Here is a 24,297-nt window from a genome sequence, read left to right as displayed (position 1 = left end):
ATCGCCCCAATTCATCAGACAAAATCTGTAAATTTAAATAGGATTAATGAATGCTTACTCTCAACGCAGCCGCCGTGGCAAAAGGAGCCAGCGTAGCGCTACCGGCCAGCATCGCGCCAAGAATCGCCAGATATCCATCAATCGCCATCCCCATTGAGGCGGCATCAATAGCTGCGGTGGCGAAGATAAGAACCGGTATATATAAAGGTAAAACCAGCAAACTTAATAATACTCCGCCTCTGCGCAATCCCACCGTAAGCGCGACGCCGATAGCCCCGATAAAACTCAGCGTCGGCGTCCCCAGCAGCAAAGTCAGCGCTACGGCGATGCCGGTATTCACATCCAGCGAAAGCAGCATGCCCACCAGCGGCGAGAGAATTAGCAACGGCAATCCGGTCACGACCCAGTGAGCACACACTTTGCCTAACATCGTGAGCGGCAGCGGCGAAGGTAATAAAAGCAGTTGCTCCAACGACCCATCGAGAAAATCATCCCGAAACAGCCGTTCCAGCGATAATAATGAAGCCAACAAAGCAGCGACCCAGACTATGCCTGGCGCAATACGCGCCAGCAACTGCGGCTCTGGACCAACGCCCAATGGAAACAGGGTAATGACGATAAGAAAAAACCACAGTGGGTTAACAATCTCCGCACCTTTTCTGAACGCAATCTTTAATTCTCGACGTAATACGCTGACAAACATCAGTTTTTCCCCGAGTCAATCAGGCTGATTTTTCTTACCCCCTGACGCACGCCGCCAAGCTCCTGATGGGTTGTCAACAACACCATTCCCCCTGCCGCAGCCTGTTGCTCAAATAAAGCGATCAACTCACTTACGCCCTGTTTATCAATCGCCGTCAGCGGCTCGTCCAAAATCCAGAGCGGGGCTTGACTCAACCATAAGCGAGCCAGCGCTACGCGGCGCTGCTGACCGGCAGAAAGCTGGGCAACCGGCAAATCTTCATAGCCGACCAACCCCACATTTTCTAACGCCTGCCAGATGGCATTTTCGTCAAAATCACCCTGAGCCGATTGATAAAAAGCCAGGTTTTCGAAAGGCGTGAGCACCGATTTTATTCCGGGCTGATGGCCCAGAAATAATAAATCCTGATGATAACCCGCGCGATCCCGCAGGATATTCGCTCCCTGCCAGTGAACTTCACCAGCATCGGCCTGCGCCAGACCGGCCAAAATCCGCAGCAGACTGGTTTTTCCTGCTCCGTTGGGGCCTTCCACCTGCACGATATCCCCCGCTTTGATACAGAAACTCAGTCCCTTAAATAAGGTTCGTTCGTCGCGTATGCAACTCAGATTTTTCGCTTCCAACATGGGATTCGTCTTTTAACCGCAAGATTTTCAACAACCGGGAACCGGAATAATAGCATAAGGCCTAACCCTTACGTAGCATGGGCCTATCCCGAAACCTAACCTTATAGAGTTAATATTCGGCATAAGATCAATATTCTGTAGAAAAAACAGCCAAAGCTGACTTTTGCTGACTGTTTCGGTTCCTTTCTCAATAATCGCTTCTTTCCCATCTCAATATTCGCCGTAAAAAAGCCACTATCCTTAATAATGGAATCGAGGACCTCCCGTCTATCAACTTTGAAAATTTAATCCGGTTTCCTCAGGAGAAAAACATGAATGACCATAAAAACAACGATGGCGATATTCAGGTAGAAAGCAATGAGAAAAAGCAGGGAAAAGAGATTGATGTTAATGAGAAAAATCTCCCTTCACGCGCGGCCGCAATACACGAGCAAATTCGCGTCGAAGGCGAAAAAGAACTGGAGCGCGACGGCTTGGCTCTATTGCTATCGGCCATTGCTGCGGGCTTATCTATGGGAGCATCTTTAATGGCGAAAGGCATTTTTCACGCCAGATTATCCGATGCGCCCGCTAGCTTTTTTATCGAGAATATCGGTTATACCTTCGGCTTTATTATTGTCATTATGGCTCGCCAGCAGTTGTTTACTGAAAACACCGTCACTGCGGTACTGCCAATTATGCAAAAACCCAGCATTAAGAATTTCAGTATTTTATTTCGCCTTTGGGGATTAGTGTTGCTGGGAAACTTAATTGGAACCGCCTTGGCCGCGGGATCATTTATCCATATTCCCTTGTTTGATGACGCGACGCACGCCGCTTTTATCAGCATTGCTCAGGATATTATGGAAAATACGCCAGCAGAAATGTTGACTAAAGGCATTCTCTCCGGTTGGATTATCGCCACCATGGTGTGGATGCTACCCTCTGCTGGCGCGGCTAAAATCTGGGTGATTTTCTTAATGACCTATCTGGTGGCTTTATGCGATCTCACTCATATCGTCGTCGGCTCAGCAGAGATCTTCTATCTGGTATTTAGCGGCAATCTTTCATGGCAGGAATTTATTTACCCCTTCGCTATCCCGACGCTTGCCGGCAATATCATCGGTGGTTCCTTTATATTTGCTCTGATAAGCCATGCCCAAATACGCAGCGATATGACGAGAAAACCCAAAAAATCTAAAGGAAATACCCAGAAAAAAACGGATTTGTACAAAAAGTAAATCTAACCGCCGATCGGAGCCAGCATTCTCTGGCGCATTGGGAGATAAGCATTTTTAAGCGATAACTGGCGACAATTTAAACAAACAAACCGCTAACTGCTTATTTTCAGAGTGAAAATAGGTATAATGACGCCCAGCTGCTTTTATCAACAGCAAAAATCATGGCATGTCCCCGTAGTTAAACGGATATAACAAGCCCCTCCTAAGGGCTAGTTACTGGTTCGATTCCAGTCGGGGACACCATTAGCACTTCTCAGCACATCCCACTAAGTCCATAAAATCCTGTTAAAACAACGATAAATAGACATTTGGCGTCTAAAGAGACCCCATAATGTTTAGTGGAATCTAAACACATATGTGTATAGGATTGCGTATAACACTAGGTTCGATCTTTAGGGCTATACACATGCTACTCACAGATATTCAAATTCGCCGGGCTAAAGCCAAAGATAAAGCCTATACCTTGAATGATGGCAATGGCCTATCCCTATTGATTGAACCCAATGGCTCCAAGGGTTGGCGCTTCCGTTACCGCTTTGCCGGGAAGCCTAAAATGATATCTTTTGGCCTGTATGGTGATATTTCATTAGCCGATGCTCGTAAGAAACGCGATGAGGCCAGAGCACAAGTGGCCAACAGCATTAACCCCAGTGATGCCCGCAAAGCTGAAAAGATAGCCCTACAGCATTCCCACGCCAACACGTTCGAGGCTATCGCCAAAGAATGGCACACCTCCAAATTACCCACTTGGACACCAGAATATGCGGATACGGTTATGCGTGGCTTCGATAACAACGTATTTCCTTATATCGGCAAGCGCCCAATTGACCAGATCGCGCCGTTGGAACTGCTGGCCGTTCTGCAACGTATCGAAAAACGTGGCGCACTGGAACTCACCGGGAAAATCAGGCGGCGCTGTGGTGAAGTCTTCCGCTATGCCGTAGTGACCGGGCGGGCCACTTATAACCCAGCCCCGGATCTGGCCAGCGCACTAAACCGCCCCAAGAATGGCCATTACCCTTTCCTGACTGAAAGTGAGTTACCCGAATTTATTCAGGCATTGGATAACTATAAAGGCAGCAAACTGACCAAATACGCCACCCAGTTGTTAATGCTCACGGGCGTAAGAACTATAGAACTGCGGGCCGCTGAATGGTCTGAATTTGATCTGGATAATGCCTTGTGGGAGGTTCCTAAAGAACGGATGAAGAAGCGCCGCCCTCACCTTGTGCCACTTTCTGCACAAGCCTTGGCGATCCTTGAAAAGCTAAAGATGCTGACAGGGAATTATAAGTTAGTGTTCCCCGGCCGCAATGATGCCGGTAAGCCGATGAGTGAGGCGAGTATCAATAAGGTGATCAAGATGCTGGGTTATCACGGCAGGGCCACCGGTCACGGTTTCCGGCACACCATGAGCACTATCTTGCATGAGAAAGGCTATAACAGTGCATGGATTGAAACCCAGCTTGCCCATGTTGATAAAAATTCCATCCGTGGAACTTATAACCATGCACAATATCTTGAAGGACGTAGGGATATGTTGCAGTGGTATAGTGATAATTTATACTAGCACCATATTTGTATATTGATGGTACAGAAATAAGAATGCCGCCTGATGTTTATTCTAAAATTTCACCAATGGCATTTTCAATAATTTCGGCGCTTCTTACAATAAATCGAGCGCGTTCTAATAGTTCATCATAAAACAGAATGTTAATACTTTTTAAATTACGCCGATAAAGCTCTAGTGTTTTTCTTTTTATTAACTTTTCGCGGTCACCCCCACTAATAGAAGATATAGATCCGATTACTAATATACATTCGGCATCATGTGTTTCTTCTCTTATCAAATCCCCATCAGAGGTGTAGTTACTTCTTTGGCTTTCTATTTCCCAATTTGCCTTTTGTGCCAATATTTGACTAACAGCATCAGTAAGCTCACTTGATAAGCGCCAAGAATCAGCTCTATTCTGGCGATTGACAAATAAGTTTGTTGTAGGTGTTTTCAGTTCAACAATTTTAGTAAATCTAGAGTCTGATAATAAAAAATCCGTTATAACATCATTAGACCCATTGAGATCTGTATGAGAGATGTGTGCTTCTCTCTGTAGGATTTTTAAATATTTATAATTTAAACCATACCCAAATATCCACTCATTCCTTTCAAAAAAACGCTGCCATTCTATTTCATTATAATAATTAGCATTTTCATACATTCGCTCATACTCATCAAGAGCATCTTTTCGCCCTAAAATCGTATTAATATCAGTATTTGTAAGTCTATTACTTACGATGTGCTGTAATGCTAATACTAAAGAAGTGTTATCCGAATGCTCCAAAACTCTCATTATTTCCTCATGATTGCTTTGGATCTCTATAAAACGACCAGTACTTACAGACTCAGTATCACGAATAACACTATATTGTGAAAGGTGTTGATAAAGACTTTGCAAATGACCAATATTTAATTGGCAAGTAAATTTTGGAGATCCAGTGCTAGTGCAATGAGCAAAAATATTTGCACTTAACGTAGATACATCCCTAGAGTCTGCATCAAGACCTGATATATTTAATACCAAATCATTAACATCATCTCTTCCAATCAAATATGAATGGTCAATGCTCATATTATACCTTCGCAATCACATTCTTATATCCATCCCAATGAGGATTATAGCCACCATCAATTGCAAATGGAGCACCTGCATCAATAATTTTAATGTTTGAAATTTCAGCAATATCAAACAGTCTAAACTCTGGGAAATTAGGTGCGCTATCTGTGACACCGCCCACTTGAACTATATGTACTTTTGTAGACTCAGATTGGTCTTTTTTTCTCATAATAAAAATAGCATGAGGATTACCAATTCGTTCACCCGGAATCTTTCCAGGCTTATTATATTCAAATGAAATTGGTTTACGAGCCTGAATGGCTTGTCTTAAGAGCTGTAACGACATAATCACCTCGATTTATTTTCAGTAATAGTAAGTTACATTACTCATTAAGAATTCTTATTGAAAGCAATTTCAAGTATAAAAATCATGCACATTGCAAGTAAATTTTCTGCTGTGACACGGATCAAATAATCAATTCAAGTTGATAAAACTAATTGACTGAATTTCTCTATCGTTTCATGGAAAAATATAAATATGACGGAAATGGCACTACACCGCACCCGCCTGCACACTTTGCTTTATAAACTTATTTCAGTTTTATATTCCTACAAACCCTAGCGCCAGCCCGCGCCGTGGCTGGGGCTCTGGCTGATAATCCCAACTGAAAAGATTGAAAAGAATTTCACTAAATTTCAGTTTCGCTTTTTCTAACCTTACCGCTTAAAGTTTTAATCATATGATTTAAAACAAGTATTTTATTTTACGTGGCGAGGATGGGAAAAGTTGGGTGAGATAATAGCGTGGGGGAAATGTTGAAACCCTTGCCGGGCGTGGCTTCGCGGGGCAAGGTCATTTTGGGCTAACTGAAAAACACAGTACAGGGCCGGGAAGAAAATCGAGCGCCAGAGTGGTAACACCGGGCTAACGGTTGGTCACGTAATCCTTGCTCACCCTGCGCGTAATTTGCGGTTTTGCGTCACTGATTGCCTGCTGTTGTTCCTCATCTTTATGGGCCACTTGCAATAGCCGGATAGCCTCTTGCCGTTCCTGCGGTGATATATGGTCTACCAAGTCCTTAATTAACCGGCTATGCGTTAACGCACTGGGGCTAAGGGTATGGGAAAAGGTCGCATTCATCACAAAGGTATGGCCACATTCAACATTGGTACAGGCACAATAGAGATCCGCTATATGGCTATGCTTGCGGTTAGTTTTACGAATATGAGCGGGTGTACCGCAATCTGGACAAATAACTTTAAAAACTCGCATATTGATATGGCCCCTCTATTTAAAGCCAGAACCGCCGGCCAGAAAATAAGCCTCGAACTGACTCGTTTTTATATTGTCTCTTACGTCTGTAACTGGTATCAGTGGTAACGCTGGTAACACCATTGATTTATATAGATAAAATTAGTTACCACTAGGCATTATCAACTGGTAACCAGTGGTAACAGGCTGATTTCTGTTACCAGTGTTACCAATAGCCCTCTACTACTGGTAACAGCTCTACCCCTTGCGGCTTATGGTTGTTACCTCTGTTACCAGTGTTACCAGTTCTAAATAAGACTCACGTAAGTGTATTAACCTAAAACCGTGCTATTAAACTGATAGACCCGTTTCAGCCCCATTTCTGGCAGGCGAATGTTTTTCTGTGTCCGGGCATCCTCTGGCACATCGAGATAACCGGCCTTGACGCAGAGTTGAGCCACTTTCTTGGCATCAAATCCCTTGCAGATTTCTTTCCAACCGGTGGCCAAAATAAAGAAAGTTGTCACCGCATCTTCTTTGTTATTGCCTTTATCCACTCGCCGGAAGCCCACCATGTTAGCCGGGCGGCTGCGCTCGTCATGCCAGTCAGCAAAGCGGCTGAACTGATTACGGGTAATGAACTCTTTCACCTGTTCCAGTGCGGCGGCGTCTTCCTGATTGGCGGTGTGGCCACGATCCCCCATCCACGCATTAAGGCAGGTTTGTGCTGCCCGGAACGCCTCGCCCTCTGGCCAGCCGGTGATCCCCACTTGTGTGGCTAACTCTCCGGCCATTGCCACCAGTGCAAAACGGGTAACTGCGCGGCCCACCTGATTACCGGCGTTCTCCGGGGTAAGCAGCCGGGTGTATTCTTTTAGCAGTATCTTGGCCTTGCTGGTCATGCCGGTCAGGTCTGCGGTTAACAGCCGCAACCAAGCACGGAACGGCTCGCCATAGCAGGAAGCAACCGCCTGTTCCAAGTGCTCCGACAGGGCTTTACCTCCGGTAAAACCGTGCAGCTCTTCAAATACACCATGCTTACCGGAATCACTGGGGATCTGTACCATCCGTACTTCCACCCCGGCATAAGTACGCTCTCCGGCGTTGGCCGCATGTTCGACTAACGACAATTCACCAGTAGACAGAAACAACAGACACCAGCGATTAGCCTCGCGCAAACTGCCGTCAGTACGCGCCCGCGCTTTCCCTTGGCCATTCGCCAGCATATAGGCGATATTCCCGGCCTCTCTGCCATCCACTTCCCGTATTTCGTCTAACATTAGGGTGGCATCATTGCGGCGGCTGGCGGTGCCCTCCAGCGCGTTACCGGTGGAGCGCCACGTATGCCAGAAGTCAGTGCCACCACAAACTGAAGCTGCCACTTTCATCGTGGTGGTTTTACCGTCCGTTGATTCCCCTTTCAGGTGATAACCACCGCCGCCCACACCGACCAATTTTAACAGTGGTGAGGCAAAAGAGAGACTGACCGAAAACGCCACCCGGCCATTACCGACGCAATAACGGGAAACCTGATCGCGCCATTCGTCCAGTGTTCCGGCAGTCCTGAAATCCCGCCCCTGTACGCTGGCGGTTTGTAAGATTACCGACTCAGCCCCAACGCCGATCACTTCGTCTTGCAGCACATAAACCGAACCATGCCAGCCGGTTTTATTAACACAAGTTACCTTGCGCTCTGGCTTGCACAGGGAAAGGTATTCCATCAAATGCGCCCGCGCCTGCCCGGTGGTACTGATATAAGACAGGCCATTACTCAACAGAATGCGCCGCAGCTCTTCCCCGCTGCTACTGAGCATCTCCATCGGCATGGCCCACTTACGGCTGATACCGTTGGTGTCTTCCCATTCCAGCAAGCGGCCATAGTTGCCGCCGTCAGAATCGCAGGTAATCGCCGTGACTCTTACCGGGCTGCACAGTTTGATATTGCGGATTTCGGTATCACCATCAGACTTATTCACCAACTTGTCATACCAAAGATATTCCTGCGTTAAGCGGAACCCCTGCGGCAGTTTGGTTTTGCCTTTACCAAACAGGATCATTTCTTCCCGAAAGGCTTCTTTAGCCCGTTCCAGCCCGTTATCACGGCGGTAATCATCCCAATCTGCTTTATGACGGGTTGGTGGTAGTGATACCCAACCATCTACTGCTTTAGCGGCTTTCTCGGCCCACTGCTTGCCGGTGTTCTCTTTACCATCATCAAAATCATTATCCCCGGCGATAATCAACCGCGCATCGGGCCATTTATGGCGCAGGTGTTGCGCCACGTTCGGCAGGTTGTTAGCCGCGACTGCCGCCACAACCAGCCCATCAGTTAACATATCCAGCGTTAAAGCTGTGGCATAACCCTCAGTGATAACAACCAGCTCCGGGTTATCCCCTGCCTCTAATGGGTGAACCGCAATAAACGCCCCTTTAAGTACGGTATTGGGCAATAACCGCTTGTCACCTAACGGGCTGATAAGCTGGCCACCGGTTAACTTGCCGTCGATATCAGTTAGCGGTAACAGCAAAGAACCTGCCGGGAAGTCCATCCCTCCCGTTTTATGAACATCCTGCGTAATGGATTGGCTATGGCCAGACAGCCCCTTATCAGCCAGATAACTGTTTTCTCCGCTGCTGCAATGGGCTAGCAAAGCGTGGTAAGCCTTGGCCACCATCGCCTTTTTTCGCTCTTCGGGGATTTCATTTCTGGCAGGCTTAATCGCTTCCTGCGGTGCATTCGGTAAGGCTAGCGCCTTGGCCACCTCAGTTGCCGCCTGAAATGCCCCGTTGCCAGAAACCAAACGAATGAGATCCAGCCCATCACCATGACTGCACTGGCTACAAATCCATGTGCCACGGCCCCCTTGATCATCAAAGCGGAAACGATCACTACCGCCACACTTCGGGCAAGCGCCGTGTTTACCATTATCCGGCACGGTAATACCCAACGCTGGCAAAATATGCGGCCAACGCCCACGGGCCGCTTGCAGCGTTTCAGAGACAAATTGACTGCTCATCGCGGCGTCTCCATTGTAAATATGAAAAGAAATAACAGTGACGGGAATAAATTAACGGCTTTCATTCTTTCCCCTGTCAAATTCGTTATCCAATACAGAATCTAAATCTTCATAAATACAATCAAAGACAGCCGCTATATTGACTGAATTAACATGAGGCTGTGGGGTTTCATTTTTTGAGTACAATAACTCTCTCATTAATTCTGAAACCAGCATGGCCCGTAGAACTTTATCTACACTTCCCTGCGCTAAATTATATTTAGTCGTCATGCTATGCCTCCTGCACAGGCAAACGCCCGGCAAAAAGCAGTATGTAATCTGCGGCATAACGGCGGCGGGCCGTCTTCTCATTCTCTGCGGTGATATGCAGCATGACAGGGCTAATTTTCTGTTGGGTGCGGTTGATCGCCGCAAAGATGTAGGTACACTTTGACGTAGCCATTGCGTTAGTTCCTCTAACATGATGGTCAGGCCCGGCTTGGTGTTGGTAGCACCTTGACGGGCCGCTGTATTTTGTCGGTACGCCGTGTTAACGTACGTACCTAACGAAAGACAGCTTATGAGGTTATGTACGTACGTGTCAACTATAAAACGAGATAAAAGCCCGAAAGGTGAAGGTCTATCGCCAACATTCCAAATTCGTATCGCGCCAGAACTGCGTGAACAACTTAATGCGGAAGCGGCTAAAGATGGCGTAAGCCTTGGTAATTGGTTTAAAGAGCTAGCCCGGCAGGAATTAAAACGCCGTGGCATAGAACCTAAAGCATAAATACTTTTGTCAGTAATATAACCGTATATATCCGAACCTATTTTATTGACGGAAATAACGGTGAGTGAGATAGTCAAATCAGCATTAATTGAATTATTTATCATTGTTATTTTCCGATAGTAGAGAACCATACCCGGCCCAGCAGCCGGGTATTTCTTATCTGTAATATAAGAATTAACTCAGCGCTATTGCGGAAACCCAGCCTTTACCAGCCATAATAGTGGCGTCTGATAAACTAAATTCCCTTGGCTTACTTATTTTTGCTTTAACACCACGCTTAGAAAAATAAGAACGGTTAGCACTAAAACGTAACCGGTCAGTGCCAATGCTGGCAGGGCTATCAGTAACCGCCAAACCACTTAAATAAAAATGACCTTTGTCCTGAAAATCTTCTTCCACTTCGATGGAGCAAAACAGCTTTTGCCCCTGCTCATTGAAACTCACCAGCTTGGCCGTAGGGCGGATTCGGGCATAAAGATGGGTAATACCGTTCTGTACGTCGCTACGCAGCGCCAGCACTTCCCCTAAATTATCCCTATCACGTAAATGCTCTTCCCAAATCAGCGCCGTGTAGGTGCGCACATCGTAGATTTTGGCCATATCCGCCAACCATTGGGATTCAATCTGACGCCCGTCTATTGTCTCACCTTCCGTGGCCACACATATCCAGCCGGTAGTTAATTGTGAATTTGTCATTAGCTACCTGACCTTTGCACTAAGCTAATTGCATTTTCATCTACTGCTGCATACAGAGAATTATTACCTAACGCGTAGCCTTCATTACGCCAATAACTGTGTTCATACACGCAGCGCTCATCAATAAATTCAGCCCTAAAGCGTCTACTCATCTTTTGGGTATAAATATGTAGATTACTCAATGTGGTCACCACCAAGCGTTTACCCGGCATAAATGGCGGAACAAAAGCAAAACGACCAGCCACCGAACTCGTTAACATCTGCGCTGCTGCAATATCAGCCGGACGATCTGCGGAGTTAAATAAGCGCATCCGTTCCGCTGCGGCTAACTCTGCACCTACCATCACCACTAAACGGGGATCTTCCCTAAAACTTTCGGGTATCTTTTCAGTAATAATATGATTAGCCAACGCATCCAAATGGGGGAAATCCCCGCCCTCCCCCAATGTCATGGCGTCAGTTATAACTTGAGAACCGTTATTAAATCCTTTGGCTATTGCGTGCCAACCTATATTGACATCTTCACCTTTAGGATTAGCAATTGGATCTGTCGGATAAGAAATACGTTGACCATTAAAACCAATTCTCAGCATATCCAATGAAATAGCCATGCCGAAGAAATCAGAAACAGTTTGGGTAAAATGTTCAATACCCCCAACATTAGCAATGGCACTCATTCGTTGATACGAAAGCGAAGCACAAGAATCCGTATCTGCGAGTGAATAGTTAGAACCCTCTATTTTTAATCCTCGGCTAAAACGTCCTTCAATAGTTCGTCCTGTATGTAAAGCAGATTCACCAATTTCAATATTTTGTCCTTCTTCTTCATCTACATCCCATAAAGTAATATTATTCATCATCCAACCGGATTCCAGCATAGATATACGCAACTGATTCTCCGCTGACTCCGATATTGAAAAACTTTTCTCACTATCAAATCGTGATTTTATTCCACCAACAAAATTTGCATGAAACTGTCCCGCCATAGCAGGAGGATTAACTCTGACCATTATTTTTAACCTTTATTTAATATAGGGGTTAGTTCTAATAAATTATTATAAATGTTGCTTTGCAATTTTAACCTTGTTGTTAGCCCATGATTCCTTACTCAGCATTAACTTAGAAAAATCATCAGCCGACATAAAATCTCGCATTCCCTCTGACTCAGGCTGATAATATTTTTTCTTTAATTTTGATAATTCAACTCCGCCATGAGCAATTAAATACTTATCCGTAGGTACGGTGCACCTAGATATGATCTCTTTCAGTGCTAACTCTAATTTATTTAGCTCATTCCATGCATATACATGTGATTTTAATCCAGTACTACTCCAACCATCTTTGTATGTATTGGATGAAAAAGAATCTAATGGTAAGAACTCCATAATCTTATTTTTGAATCCTTTAACACTATGGCTCAGCATCAATTCAACATGACTACGTAACAGCCCTAATAGTCCTCTACGAGCCGCTAGTTTATCTTGGGCATCAGCTAAACGTCGTTGTGTAAGTTCAGACTTTGCCTGAACAGAAGCAACTAAACTACGGACACTGCCATTGTAACTTGATAAACTACTTATTCCTCGTTGAGCATTACCCAGCTCACGGCCGACTAGGTTTAATTCATTTTCAATAGTTCTTACATTAACTTCTTCCTGTTGGTTAATCTTACGTCCTCGCTCGACTAACATATTTATTTCATCTGGCGTGCAAACAAGCCTAGGTGCGGCATATCCCGTTAATTCTTCGAATTTATCCAACAATGGGAACATGTTATGTAACCGATAGATTTCTATTACTCGAATCGCATAACCACCATCCCCCTGCTCAGGGGTGAACAACATAGGTTGATACGTTGATATCACATTAATTTCGGCATCATGCGGAGTTAACGGTAATTCTTTTAGCATCTCATTTCTCTCTTTGAAATATTTCCATCAATCCAATTAATTACTTCCCCCTCTACCCATGCAACGGATCGTTCTCCGATAGGGATATTGTTAGGGAAGTTCCCTTCTTTCATCTTGAAATAAATAGTAGAACGTTTTAACCCGGTAATAGACATCACATCGGGTAACCGTATTAACCTTTTTGCCATATTATTTATGGCAATAGAATCCCGCTCCATAAAGTTATCCTTTAATAGACTTGTATAAATGTGTGAAGACACTATTAGACTTACATTTCCCCTAGCCGATGTAAATATAGGGTTAGAGAACTATGCCAAATCACACTCTGGTTTGTAGTTATTTTTTGTACTGCCAAGAGTGAATATTGATAAATATAGATAAATATGGATAAGCAGCCTCATTCGTAAAGAAACGTAAATAACTATAATCTGAGAGCAATACAACTAAATCCCCTCGGATGCCTATAGACTTACACGCAATATGCTTTCTGTAAAGTTCATGACTTGGCACTCCCAACAAAACTATTTCTTGTGTTTTTACCTTTTAATAAAAATATCCAATGTTTTTCATCATTGAGTTGGTATTACTTAGTATCAGTTAGTATTTATTCGTATCGAGTTAATATGAGTTAATATAAATTTCAGTTAATTAAGCTGAAATTTATTGAAAAAAAATAAATGTAACACTTTGTAAAATTAACAACTATTTACTGAATACTCCATTGGTTTGCTTAAGAGTCTATCGGACGCCCTTAGATTACTAGTTTTTTGCGGGAATAAAACAAGTGATTTTAGTATAAAAAGCAGGCAATGAGTTTATCTTGTGTGACTGATTTTTTGGGACTGATTTTGAAGGGCAATGAACACTAATAAAGGACAGGGAAGGACAGTAAGTAAAAATCAAGAAATTCGTGAAGTTTCTATCGATTAGAATTAGTCATGTGAAAACTGATTATCAGTCATATCGCTATAAGCCCGAAAATAAACGTATAGCGATATGTATAAACAATTAACTTAAAATTAAAAATAAGCATTAAAAACATGTAATTAAGATAAAAGTTCGATTCCAGTCGGGGACACCACGACACCTTCCCAATACATCCCAAAAAAAATTTATTCAATTTAAAACAACAAGTTAAATTAAAACCACATCCCATAACAGACCTTTCAAACCCGCTACAGCCTAACGTTATCGGGGTACTAAACAGGGTATAATCGGTTCGAACAATAATGTACCCCTTTATTGTAAGGAACACTCATGCCGTTAACCAATACGGCTATCCGAGGCGCTAAATCAAAAGACAAACCCTACAAACTTAGCGACGCACAAAGTCCATACCTCTTGGTTCATTCCAGCGGCTCTAAATATTGGCGGTTCAGACGGGTAATACCGGCAACATCCGCGGCGATATTCTCGTAATCCCAAGAGTCATCCTTGGCGAAACAGGTACTGTGCGGCTCCAGTCGCCTCCTTCATCCGCTATGACATCATATGTTCCCCCCGCAATAGAAACGGTAATACGAATACCCGGATCCATCTGACCAGAGAAAGTCGGCCGAACGTTACCGATAATATTTCCTACAAAAATGTCGTTGGACGAATAAATCTGCAACGTCAAGTGTGGACCGATTGCATCAATCGTGACTGAACCCTGAGCTGTGGCGGAGTTCCCTGCTTTATCCGTTGCGGTAAGCATATAGTCATGCGCTTAATTGAAATCTCTGCTTCCGTAAACACCCAATGGCAACTGATCGGCGGCTTCGACTCCCAACCTGACTGGCTGCCGTTTATTCCAAAAAGTGTGTATAAAGAAGTAGGCAAAAAGAGTATAACCGCAGTTTAAATTGATTATATACCGAACATATTATGAATTAACTTCTGCTGTATTCTTAGAAATTATAATCCGCTACTATCAATAGCGCTCATAATAATCTATTCATGTCCACCGTTGCTCTTTTCCGTGTAACAAACGGAAAATTTTACTGATAAAAAAATCGGTGAACATCGTTTTTACATGTAAAGTTTAAAATTAACGTTCCGTATAGATAACTTCAATAATAAATTTAAATAGCTTTTGTTGGTCACCCTCATTAAGCCTTTCAACAACACAGTTAATCGCCGTCAGCCCCCTACCTTTCTCCATATATGTATCCGAGAATCAACATCAATAATAAACCTTCATTTTCTTTATAAAATCGCTCATATTTTTATAATAAAAATTAAATATTAACTGATATGACTTGGATCACCATTTTAAGAACACCTAAAGTATAAAATATTCCGTCAATATAACAATATGAATGTTCACTATGCTAAAAAAAATAAATCAGATGTTATTCTCTACTAAGTCAAATTTACAGCATGATATTACCCCCTTAAATTCAACGGAGTCGAACACGGAGAGTATCTCTCAACGCACGCCCTACGAAAGGATTATTTGCCAGCAACTTTTAACCGGGGTTTCAACTCTAGAGATGGTTCGTGACTCGCTGCTCAATTCCAGCAACGACCTCAAACGCGAACAAAATGCAATAGACGAACTCAATCAAAGAAACGACGAGGCAAAGCAAGCGCTGGAAAAACTGGTCAACTTTATTGTTCATATTGAGACGAATGCTAACCATAGTACCGATTCATTAACTGAGTTTAGAAAATCAATCGACCAAATTAAAGGTTGCGTATCCGAAATAAACAAACTATCAAACCAGACTAATCTTATCGCAATAAACTCAGCAATTGAAGCTGCTCATGTAGGGAACAAAGGTCGCGGATTTAGCGTGATAGCAAAGGAAATAAAATCATTGTCTGGCGAAGTCAAAGAAAGTACCGATGATATATTTCAGTTAACAAAATCTATTGAAGATAATACAGTCAAAGTTTGTAGCATAGTATCAGAACAAAAACCATTAATTGAGCATATTAAGAAAGATATTTCTAATATCGTAGATTCAATCAATATCGTTATTACCCGTTCTTCTCATATGCAATCAATTATTGCATTCATTACCAACCTACAGTTTCTTAACATTGTTAAAATTGATCATGTCATATGGAAATTACAAATATATAAACTATTGCTAGATAATAACGATAGTGTTCAGGTGAATTCGCACACGGAATGCCGTTTAGGCAAATGGTATGCAGCAGGTGATGGCCGTAATCTTGCCCATTACTCTGCTTATCAACTGTTAGAAAAACCTCATGCGGCAGTTCATCATTCTGGCCGTTTAGCGCTTAGTGCTTTTTTTGACAGCGATATAGATGCAATGACGTCGGCTCTTGAACATATGGAGACGGCAAGTAATGAAGTCGTAGAGCTAATAGACCGTTTGGCATCGGATATTACGCCAAACCGCTAATCAAAAACCTATCATGCCTATGATAGATGATTGCAAAGTTTTTTCCCCAGAATGGAGTACGCGGCAGTATCTGGCTACGTACTCTATAATTACAGATATATTTATCTTCTTATTAACCTAACCAATTTTGAGTTGACTGCATCGCTAATTTTCGTCATCAAATTCGTATCTGATAATAATCTGATCGAGAACCAATATCATAGCAACCAACCAAAAAATCTTATTGAATAGTTAGTTAAAGCACCCGTTAACCACTAAGCCCTAAGAATACGAATATCCCCCCTATTCTTATAAACATACCCACCTTGATTATCCTGCGATTCAGTATTTACTTAGAGAGTGGCCCCTGCGGGTATGGCTAGTTATTGAGCCAGTTTTTATCCTCACTGCGGTCATCAGTTGCTACTCTCTCCGTGAAAACAGCGACACTCGATGTTGCCTCAAAACAGGACATCATGATGAAAAGCCATCCGGCTTCTAATACTATGAAAAAATTACCGTCGATATGTTTGCTCGCCAGTTTATTACTGGTCCCTACACTAACTCATGCAATGGGAGATGATTCGAATAAAACGCCGGATTGCCCAAAGGGCCAGGTTTATGACACCAAAACCAATAGTTGTGTGGTGGAAAAAACCAGCATGGTCAGCGACAGTGATAAAACACAGTATGCATATCATTTGGCAAAAACGGGCCGCTATCAGGAAGCTTTGGATCTATTGGATACGTTAAAACAACCAAATACCCGTGAAGCATGGAATTATCGTGGTTATGCCACCCGAAAATTAGGTCGTACAGACGAAGGAATTAGTTATTATCAACGCTCAATTGCCCTTGATCCTCATTATCCTAAAGTTCGCGAATATCTCGGTGAGGCTTATATGATTAAAGGTCGCCCCGATCTGGCTAAAGCCGAATTGGCGACAATTAAAGACCTATGCGGTACTGAATGTGAAGAATATCGAGATTTAGCCGCAGCTATAGACGGACATCCAGAAGCCTGATAACTCTGTGTGAAAATATATCGGTCAATGAAGATGCCGATGAATTGGCTAACACCATTAACAACAGGGGCCACCTAAAATAAGGTGGCCCTTGAATATCATTTATTCACGTCAACTGAGATTAAATGCAGCTAACCTAAATTTTCGCGGTAGCGAGATATTTACTCATTTCCGCTGCTGGCACCATACCCCCACCGGTCGCCCAGACCAAATGGATTGCATTTTTCATTTTCTCTGGGCTAAAACCATGCTTGCTAAGATAATCTGGAGAACTTGTTACCCGAGCCGCTCCTGGCATACCTGCGAGAGCAGAAGGCTCTAGCTGGATTCCCTCATCAAGAGCTAGCAATCCGAGCAGGTCATACATTTCGCTATCGCTCAGGGTATAGAAGCCATCTAATAGATGCTCCATCGCTCTTCCAACGAAACCTGAGGCGCGACCCACGGCCAGACCATCTGCAGCAGTTATATTATCAATGCCGAGATCCTGCACTGAAATATTGTCATGTAGCTGGGTATACACGCCCAGTAACATACATGGAGAATGCGTTGGTTCGGCAAAAATACAGTGTACATTATCGCCGAAAGCTAATTTCAATCCGAAAGCTACGCCGCCGGGGCCACCGCCAACACCGCATGGCAGGTAAACAAACAGCGGGTGATCCTCATCAACCAGGATATTTTGCTCGGCAAATTGCTGCTTCAGACGATTTCCAGCCACTGAATATCCGAGGAATAAAGTTTGCGAATTCTCATCATCGATAAAGAAACAATCGGGATCGGATTCTGCCTGTTTACGCCCCTGCTCTACGGCAACGCCATAGTCTTGCTCATATTCCACTACGTTAACACCATGTTCTCGTAGTTTCTTTTTCTTCCATTCCCGAGCATCGGCGGACATATGCACACTGACACTAAATCCGAGCTTGGCACTCATAATGCCAATAGACATTCCCAAATTACCGGTTGAGCCGACCGCAATCCGATAGCGGCCAAAAAACTCGCGGAAAGGCTCGGAAAACAGTTTGGCATAATCATCAGTTTCAGATAGTAAACCAGCCTGGTTAGCTAATTTTTCCGCATGTGTTAATACTTCATAAATACCGCCGCGCGCCTTAATCGAACCGGAAATAGGCAAATGGCTATCTTTCTTTAGCAATAAACGGCCCGTAATTTCACAGTTATAGCGCTGTTGCAGAGTTTTCTGCATTTCTGGAATCGCAACGATCTCCGACTCAATAATACCCTGAGTCTTTTGCGTTTCAGGAAACGCCTGGCAAAAATAAGGCGCAAAGCGCTGTAAACGGGCTTCCGCCTCAGCCACATCTTCTTGCGTCAACCCTACATAGGGCAAGCCCTGTTCCAACGTGGTGGACAAAGGATTAAACCAAGTAACCTCTTCCAGATTGATAAGATTTTTGACTAAAGGGTAGTCGGTAATTAATTTATCAATTTCTGTCTTTTTCATGGAATATCTCTTTGTTGATCAAATAAGGTAAGAAAGTAAAAAAGTCGCCGCCAAGGCAATTAACGAAGCGATAAACGTTGCCGTGGTATAATATTTAAAGGTTTCACTCAACGTTGCACCACAATATTGTTTTACCAGCCAGAATAATGAGTCGGTCACGATAGTGCAGCCTATCGCTCCGGAACCAATCGCCAACGTAATGATTTCAGGGCTGACATTGGGATACATCGGCAATATTGGCGAAACAATCGCCGTCGCGCCCATCATCGCCACGGTGGCAGAACCTACCGCCGCGTGCAATATAATCGCTACCAGCCAGGCCAGTAAAATTGGATGCATATCCATATTAGATAAGATCACGGCCAGAGTATCCGCCAAGCCACTGGCTTTTAATATTCCATTAAATGCCCCACCGGCACCGATAATTAATAAAATATTCGCGATAGATGAAAAACTGTCTTCGGTTTTTTTCAGCAGGGTAGTCATACCCATATTTTGTCTGATACCTAGAGTGTAGTAGGCCACAAAAGCTGCAATAAACATCGCCGTTATTGGGTTACCAATAAACTCTAAAAATGAATATAACGAAGAACCTTTTTCCATATTCAGTTCTGCCGCAGTTTTCATCAACATCAGAATAATAGGCAGTAATACGGTAAATAATGTGGCGCTTAGCGAAGGCAGATCTTCTTCTCTACGTACCTGAAATTCAGAGAACTCAGCGGGTACTTGTTTAAACGGTAACCGATTACCCACGAACTTCAGGAATAATGGCCCACCAATTAATGAAGCTACCAATCCTACAAATAATCCGTAAACAATGACCGTTCCTACGTCTGCGCCCAATGCATTGGTCACATAAAGAGCTGCTGGATGTGGTGGAACCACACAGTGAACGGCCATTAATGCCGTACACAAAGGAATAGCTAATTTAAACAATGAGGTATTGGTTTTTCTGGCAATAGAGAATGCCAGCGGAATCAGTAATACCACCCCAACTTCAACAAACAGGGTAATACCGCACACCAACCCGACCAGAACCATAGTGACGTCTGGTGATAACCAACGGCATCGTTGCAGAGTTATGCCAATACGTTCAGCCGCACCGGAGACCTCCATCATCTTGCCTAAGATGGTGCCTAAACCAATAACAGCTGCTAAAAATCCTAGTGTGCCGCCGATTCCGCTTTCAATGGAGTTAACCATTTCCAGTGGGTTCATACCCATTAACAGGCCGACATAAAAACTGGCTAACAATAGCGCCAGAAAAGGGTGAATCTTTAGTTTTACTATGGCGAATATAATAATGATGATACTTGTTAATAACGTCCCCACTACCCATATTTGTGAGTCCATATCCAACCTCAACCAATAGTTTTCTTGTGGCTTTATTGAATAAGAGTTGATAGGGGCTGACAAACGATAAAAAAACGCTTTCAGATGAGCCATATTGGATCAAATATGCCAAATAGGTCATATTTTACGATATAAGTACGATTTGAATCACATTAACTAACCCTTATCATGTAGTGAAAATGTAAATCGGTATAATATTTAGACAAAATAAAGTGAGCAGATCCCCTATGTACCCGGAAAACGCCTATATCCACCGCAATCAACTTCTTAATGGCTATCAGCTATCAAAACTCTATACGTTTGAAGTTGCGGCTCGGCATAAATCTTTTGCCTTAGCGGCCAATGAGTTATCAATTAGTCCCAGCGCCGTAAGCCATCGTATAAATGGCCTCGAAGATGAATTGGGGTTTAAATTATTCCAGCGGTTTCACCGGAGAATTGAGTTAACCAGTGAAGGCGAACGGGTATTTTGGGCGCTGAAATCCTCCCTTGATTACCTTAATCAGGAAGTTCTAGAAATTAAAAATCAGGAGTTATCCGGCACTCTTACAGTCTATTCTCGCCCGTCGATTGCCCAATGCTGGCTGGTGCCTAAACTCGCTGATTTTGCTCATCATTATCCGGCCATCAACCTGAATATTATGACCGGAAATGACAACGTCAATTTTCTCGGCGGTGGCATAGATCTGGCCATTTACTACGATGATAAAACGCCGGAAAAGTTGTCGTATGAACACCTGATGGATGAGTCAATGGTGCCAGTGTGTAGCCCAGAATATGCGGAAAAACATCAGCTTTATGGAAATTTGATCAATCTACGCCAATGTACGCTTCTACACGATCGACAGGCATGGAGCCGGGACTCGGATATCAGTGAATGGCAGGATTGGAGCCGACGAACCGGAGTTACGCTGGATACCACACAGCGCAGTATGGGATTTGATCGTTCTGATTTAGCCATTCTCGCAGCAATCAACCACGTGGGTATCGCCATGGGGAGAAAAAAACTGGTAGCGCGTCGTCTGGCAAATCAGGAGTTGATTATGCCCTTCCCAGGGATGGAAGTGGTATGCGAACAGCGCTATTACATTTCGACGTTATCAGAACGCCAGTGGCCAAAAATTAACGTTTTTATCCAATGGTTAAAGAAAATGGCCGATAAATCATAAAAACTGCCCGTTATCAGCCGTATTACTCTAAATCTCTGTTAATCAGCTTTTTTTACGAACTCTGATTTCAACTTCATCGGACCAAAGCCATCGATTTTACAATCAATATTATGATCGCCTTCAACTAAACGGATGCTTTTTACTTTGGTACCGATTTTCAGAGTTGAAGAGCTGCCTTTCACTTTCAAATCTTTAATGACGGTTACCGCATCGCCATCTGCCAACAAATTACCGTTGGCATCGCGCACAACCAGGCCTTCTTCATCCTCAGCCACATTGCCATTTTCAGACCATTCATGGCCGCACTCAGGGCAGTTAAGCTGCTCACCGTTCTGCCAGGTAAATTCGGAACTACACTTTGGACAATTAGGTAATGCTGTCACGATAACCCCTTAATACTAAATAGAATAAATTTTAAAATACGTTAAATTAAAGGCTATGACCTTTGTAAGCCTGTATTTTACACTTTTTATCCTATCGGAGACCAGCAAACTCACGAATAAACATGAATAAGAGTACGGATATACATATTACCTTGGAGCTAAATAGATAAAAATGGGTCGCCGAAGCGACCCACAAATAGTCAATAAAACCTTCGTCAATACGTAATGAATAGCCCAATATTCAACGTGTTAACCGATAGCAATAAGCTTAATAGCCTTGGCGCGCGCGGCCAACCGCCTCGCCTAACTGCCAAACGGCCATCGCATAATGAGTGCTATGGTTATAACGAGTAATGGTGTAGAAATTGGGTAATCCATACCAGTATTGATAGCCGGTGCCAACATCAAGGCGCAGCAGGCTGGCCTCCTGATAGCCATCGAGAGAATCCCTTGGCTGTAGCCCCGCTGCGGCTAAAGTAGCAACGGAATATCGGGTTTTAAATCCATTATCTAGCCCAGGAGCCTGCCCGATAGCCTGAACGGCAACTTTGCCACCTTTCTGCCAGCCGTGGGCTTTAAAATAGTTGGCCACGCTACCGATGGCGTCAACGGGATCCCAAAGATTGGTATGGCCATTTTCATCAAAATCAACCGCATAGCTCTTGAAAGATGACGGCATAAACTGACCGTAACCCATGGCTCCGGCGTAAGACCCTTTCAGGGAAAGCGGATCGTTACCCTCTTTACGCGCCATTAGCAGGAAGGTTTCCAGCTCGCCGCTAAAGAATTCTGCGCGGCGCGGATAACTGAATGACAACGTAGCCAAAGCATCAATAATGCGGGTTTTACCCATTACGCGACCCCAGCGGGTTTCCACCCCGATAATGCCAACAATGATCTCTGGAGGAACGCCGTAAACTTCATAAGCTCGCTGCAACGCATCTTGATATTGATTCCAGAAAGCTATGCCATTTTGTAGGTTATCCGGTGTAATAAACTGGTTGCGATAGCGATTCCAAGCACCATTAGGGCCAGACGGTGGCCGGCTGGTGGGTGCCTGTTTATCCATCAAACGAATAACCCAATCCAATTGTTGAGCTTGAGCTAATACATCATGTAATTGCTGACGGTCAAAATCATGTTCTCGCACCATTTTATCGACAAAACGGTTTGCCGCCGGGTTAGTCGCGAAATCACCACTTAGCATATGACCTGTATGCGCTGGTTCCAGAAGAAAACCTCCCTTCTGAGATGCCGTGGCTAAAGGTGTCGGTTGATTGCTACAGGCGGTCAGCAAAGTAAGCATAGGTAAAATAGCAGCCCAATAACGCATCGGTTATCCACACAGTCATATAAGAAAAAGTGATCGCTATGGTAAGACATTGTTCGCCGCGAACAAACAGGAATCATATGGGTATCAGCCAATCATGAATGAAATTATGTTATCAGCTTCAGATAAACCTGACTAAGCCACAAAATATGAACATAACTGCCAAGATGCGGGCTAACGTGAAGATCAAAATATTCCGTTGAAAGAACTAAATTCTGAGCAGCGCCCACAGAAGCGCTCTCTATTCATTAACTATACTTGTGTTATCTCTTGCTGCGACCAAAATATTATGCTGAAACCAAGATTTTCTCCCGAGTCATCCAAACAGGTTTGGGAAATCGTATATGGTTATCAATTAGCCCACGTGCTCAGGTTACGGCCAAACTAAATGTTGCAGAATGACTCTTTTAATATCCTAAAAGCGTTGTCGAACCGGCAAAATAACCGGAGTGAAATCAGAATATTCATATCGATGATTAAGGCTGCTGGCTGCCGGAGGCATTTTCTGGGAAGTTAACGGGAATATGATGAGCGAGAAAATTTTTTAATTTATCCCAGCGGCGGATTTAGATAAAAATACTATTGGCAACATTAAACCTTTTCTGCTGGCAATGATGGGAGAATTATCCTTTGTTTTCTCTTCGTTTCAATAAGGTATAACCGAGAGAAAAGTAACCTGGAACCACATTATCAATTAGATATATGGTAACACTACGACCTGTATCCCGAGCAGGCAGATAAATTTAATAATGATATGGCTGACCTGACCCAACATTTCGTTCAGAAAGTAACTCCAGTCTATAATTTTAACGATTACAATAGAATTATAGATAGCGGAGACGGCAATGGAGCATTAATGTTAACCATCCTGGCAACTAACATGAATCCCGTCGGGGTTATTTTTTATAGTCCTTCTGTAGCTGAGAAAATCGCGAAAATCATCAGACACAAAAATATGGCTTCCCAATGCACGATTGGCGCTGGAAATTTCTTTGAGTCTATTCCATCAGGCCATGGCTTCTATTTGCTGAAATATATTCTGCACGATTGGAACGGTGAAGAATGCATACAGATTCTACGCAATTGCTCTAGTGCTATGGGGAAAGGGATTAAAAATCATATTTGTAGCAGCCATTTTTCCAGCAGGAAATATCTATCATGCTGGTAAACATAGCGATATCACCACGCTATCCTGTACCCAAGGGCGCGAACGCTCCAAAGCCGTGCTCTGAGTTATATTCCCCCCGGTAGGCTTAAAAATAAATATAGAAATTGAGTTACCGATACAGAAAACCAACCTGACCGAAGGGGGAAAACAACCTGCCTTAAAAAACAAAAAAACCATAATAATCATGCAATTGCAATATATCCCCGTATCTTAGAGAGCAGCAATTTTTCGGATAGAGAACAACCTGTAAAATCG

At 43.6% G+C, this 24,297-nt stretch carries 24 protein-coding genes, 1 tRNA gene and 2 pseudogenes; 10 read left to right on the top strand and 17 right to left on the bottom strand.

What is annotated here, in order from left to right; genetic code table 11:
• Positions 1–43: 43 nt before the first annotated feature.
• Positions 44–703, bottom strand: coding sequence for a heme exporter protein CcmB (gene ccmB, locus PL78_RS16345; protein ID WP_064517099.1), 660 nt, complete (start codon positions 701–703; stop codon positions 44–46).
• On the bottom strand, positions 703–1,329 hold the full coding sequence (gene ccmA, locus PL78_RS16340; RefSeq protein ID WP_064517097.1) for a cytochrome c biogenesis heme-transporting ATPase CcmA: 627 nt from the start codon (positions 1,327–1,329) through the stop codon (positions 703–705). The genes ccmB and ccmA overlap by 1 nt, the downstream gene beginning before the upstream one ends.
• 311 nt (positions 1,330–1,640) lie before the next feature.
• Here ccmA and PL78_RS16335 point away from each other — a divergent pair, with 311 nt between their 5' ends.
• From PL78_RS16335 to PL78_RS16325, 3 genes are all read left to right on the top strand, one after another.
• Complete coding sequence (locus PL78_RS16335) at positions 1,641–2,549, top strand: formate/nitrite transporter family protein (RefSeq protein ID WP_064517096.1); 909 nt, start codon at positions 1,641–1,643, stop codon at positions 2,547–2,549.
• Positions 2,550–2,717: 168 nt separating this feature from the next.
• A tRNA-Arg gene (locus tag PL78_RS16330) sits at positions 2,718–2,792 on the top strand.
• 163 nt (positions 2,793–2,955) lie between these two features.
• Entirely contained in the window at positions 2,956–4,119 is a 1,164-nt protein-coding gene (locus tag PL78_RS16325; RefSeq protein ID WP_064517094.1) for a tyrosine-type recombinase/integrase, read from the top strand.
• Between the two features lie 49 nt (positions 4,120–4,168).
• Here PL78_RS16325 and PL78_RS16320 read toward each other — a convergent pair whose 3' ends face one another.
• From PL78_RS16320 to PL78_RS16295, 6 genes are all read right to left on the bottom strand, one after another.
• A complete protein-coding gene (locus PL78_RS16320) occupies positions 4,169–5,176 on the bottom strand; it encodes a Shedu anti-phage system protein SduA domain-containing protein (RefSeq protein WP_064517092.1) in 1,008 nt (335 codons plus the stop codon).
• Position 5,177: 1 nt separating this feature from the next.
• Positions 5,178–5,507, bottom strand: a complete 330-nt coding sequence (locus PL78_RS16315; RefSeq protein ID WP_049634905.1) for a WYL domain-containing protein — start codon at positions 5,505–5,507, stop codon at positions 5,178–5,180.
• Positions 5,508–6,086: 579 nt separating this feature from the next.
• Complete coding sequence (locus PL78_RS19740; RefSeq protein WP_071925605.1) at positions 6,087–6,434, bottom strand: Ogr/Delta-like zinc finger protein; 348 nt, start codon at positions 6,432–6,434, stop codon at positions 6,087–6,089.
• Between the two features lie 311 nt (positions 6,435–6,745).
• Positions 6,746–9,430 (bottom strand): DUF927 domain-containing protein, encoded by a 2,685-nt coding sequence (locus PL78_RS16305; protein WP_064517090.1) that lies wholly within the window; start codon positions 9,428–9,430, stop codon positions 6,746–6,748.
• Between the two features lie 51 nt (positions 9,431–9,481).
• Positions 9,482–9,700: a hypothetical protein gene (locus tag PL78_RS16300; protein WP_032912789.1), complete on the bottom strand. Its 219-nt coding sequence runs from the start codon at positions 9,698–9,700 to the stop codon at positions 9,482–9,484.
• Position 9,701: 1 nt separating this feature from the next.
• Positions 9,702–9,872, bottom strand: a complete 171-nt coding sequence (locus PL78_RS16295) for a host cell division inhibitor Icd-like protein (RefSeq protein ID WP_004703797.1) — start codon at positions 9,870–9,872, stop codon at positions 9,702–9,704.
• A 135-nt stretch (positions 9,873–10,007) separates the two neighbouring features.
• Between PL78_RS16295 and PL78_RS16290 the strand changes: the two genes are divergently transcribed.
• Entirely contained in the window at positions 10,008–10,199 is a 192-nt protein-coding gene (locus tag PL78_RS16290) for a toxin-antitoxin system HicB family antitoxin (RefSeq protein ID WP_005172017.1), read from the top strand.
• A gap of 174 nt (positions 10,200–10,373) precedes the next feature.
• On the opposite strand, the gene PL78_RS16285 is transcribed toward PL78_RS16290, so the two are convergent.
• Genes PL78_RS16285 through PL78_RS16270 form a run of 4 tightly spaced genes read right to left on the bottom strand, consistent with a single transcriptional unit; the run spans position 10,374 to position 13,023 of the window.
• Positions 10,374–10,895: a GPO family capsid scaffolding protein gene (locus PL78_RS16285; RefSeq protein ID WP_049689496.1), complete on the bottom strand. Its 522-nt coding sequence runs from the start codon at positions 10,893–10,895 to the stop codon at positions 10,374–10,376.
• A complete protein-coding gene (locus PL78_RS16280; RefSeq protein WP_064517088.1) occupies positions 10,895–11,905 on the bottom strand; it encodes a P2 family phage major capsid protein in 1,011 nt (336 codons plus the stop codon). Before PL78_RS16280 ends, PL78_RS16285 begins: the two co-directional genes overlap by 1 nt.
• Positions 11,906–11,950: 45 nt before the next feature.
• The gene (locus PL78_RS16275) at positions 11,951–12,805 is read right to left on the bottom strand and encodes a hypothetical protein (RefSeq protein WP_064517086.1); all 855 of its coding nucleotides are present in this window, start codon (positions 12,803–12,805) and stop codon (positions 11,951–11,953) included.
• A complete protein-coding gene (locus tag PL78_RS16270; RefSeq protein WP_005172029.1) occupies positions 12,799–13,023 on the bottom strand; it encodes an AlpA family transcriptional regulator in 225 nt (74 codons plus the stop codon). The genes PL78_RS16275 and PL78_RS16270 overlap by 7 nt, the downstream gene beginning before the upstream one ends.
• 1,039 nt (positions 13,024–14,062) lie before the next feature.
• On the opposite strand from PL78_RS16270, the pseudogene PL78_RS20995 reads away from it, so the two are divergent.
• Positions 14,063–14,185, top strand: a pseudogene (locus tag PL78_RS20995) (integrase arm-type DNA-binding domain-containing protein); the annotation flags it as partial.
• Here the strand turns inward: PL78_RS20995 and PL78_RS20485 are convergent.
• On the bottom strand, positions 14,181–14,501 hold the full coding sequence (locus PL78_RS20485) for an Ig-like domain-containing protein (RefSeq protein ID WP_064517085.1): 321 nt from the start codon (positions 14,499–14,501) through the stop codon (positions 14,181–14,183). The pseudogene PL78_RS20995 and the gene PL78_RS20485 sit on opposite strands and share 5 nt — an antisense overlap.
• Before the next feature lie 6 nt (positions 14,502–14,507).
• Here PL78_RS20485 and PL78_RS20360 point away from each other — a divergent pair.
• From PL78_RS20360 to PL78_RS16255, 3 genes and pseudogenes are all read left to right on the top strand, one after another.
• Positions 14,508–14,627: pseudogene (locus PL78_RS20360) on the top strand (SRPBCC family protein); the annotation flags it as partial.
• Positions 14,628–15,114: 487 nt separating this feature from the next.
• The gene (locus PL78_RS16260) at positions 15,115–16,164 is read left to right on the top strand and encodes a methyl-accepting chemotaxis protein (RefSeq protein WP_120805867.1); all 1,050 of its coding nucleotides are present in this window, start codon (positions 15,115–15,117) and stop codon (positions 16,162–16,164) included.
• A 485-nt stretch (positions 16,165–16,649) separates the two neighbouring features.
• Positions 16,650–17,168: a tetratricopeptide repeat protein gene (locus PL78_RS16255; protein WP_120805930.1), complete on the top strand. Its 519-nt coding sequence runs from the start codon at positions 16,650–16,652 to the stop codon at positions 17,166–17,168.
• Between the two features lie 136 nt (positions 17,169–17,304).
• Here PL78_RS16255 and PL78_RS16250 read toward each other — a convergent pair whose 3' ends face one another.
• A complete protein-coding gene (locus tag PL78_RS16250) occupies positions 17,305–18,636 on the bottom strand; it encodes a D-serine ammonia-lyase (RefSeq protein WP_064517082.1) in 1,332 nt (443 codons plus the stop codon).
• 18 nt (positions 18,637–18,654) lie between these two features.
• Positions 18,655–19,992, bottom strand: coding sequence for a D-serine transporter DsdX (gene dsdX / locus PL78_RS16245; protein WP_064518503.1), 1,338 nt, complete (start codon positions 19,990–19,992; stop codon positions 18,655–18,657).
• A 227-nt stretch (positions 19,993–20,219) separates the two neighbouring features.
• On the opposite strand from dsdX, the gene dsdC reads away from it, so the two are divergent.
• Entirely contained in the window at positions 20,220–21,161 is a 942-nt protein-coding gene (dsdC, locus tag PL78_RS16240) for a DNA-binding transcriptional regulator DsdC (protein ID WP_064517081.1), read from the top strand.
• Between the two features lie 38 nt (positions 21,162–21,199).
• On the opposite strand, the gene PL78_RS16235 is transcribed toward dsdC, so the two are convergent.
• Both PL78_RS16235 and mltB read right to left on the bottom strand, forming a co-directional pair.
• Positions 21,200–21,544 carry a zinc ribbon domain-containing protein YjdM gene (locus PL78_RS16235; RefSeq protein WP_064517080.1) on the bottom strand — a complete coding sequence of 115 codons (345 nt, stop codon included), beginning with the start codon at positions 21,542–21,544 and terminating at the stop codon, positions 21,200–21,202.
• A gap of 268 nt (positions 21,545–21,812) precedes the next feature.
• Entirely contained in the window at positions 21,813–22,877 is a 1,065-nt protein-coding gene (gene mltB, locus PL78_RS16230; protein WP_064517079.1) for a lytic murein transglycosylase B, read from the bottom strand.
• Positions 22,878–23,628: 751 nt separating this feature from the next.
• Here mltB and PL78_RS16225 point away from each other — a divergent pair.
• Positions 23,629–24,042, top strand: coding sequence for a methyltransferase (locus PL78_RS16225; protein ID WP_064517078.1), 414 nt, complete (start codon positions 23,629–23,631; stop codon positions 24,040–24,042).
• Positions 24,043–24,297 lie beyond the last annotated feature (255 nt).

The organism is Yersinia entomophaga (assembly GCF_001656035.1).
In the GTDB taxonomy this organism is placed as follows: Bacteria; Pseudomonadota; Gammaproteobacteria; order Enterobacterales; family Enterobacteriaceae; genus Yersinia; species Yersinia entomophaga.
Note: the sequence above shows the minus strand (reverse complement) of the source record. Positions and strands in the feature narration are given on the sequence as shown.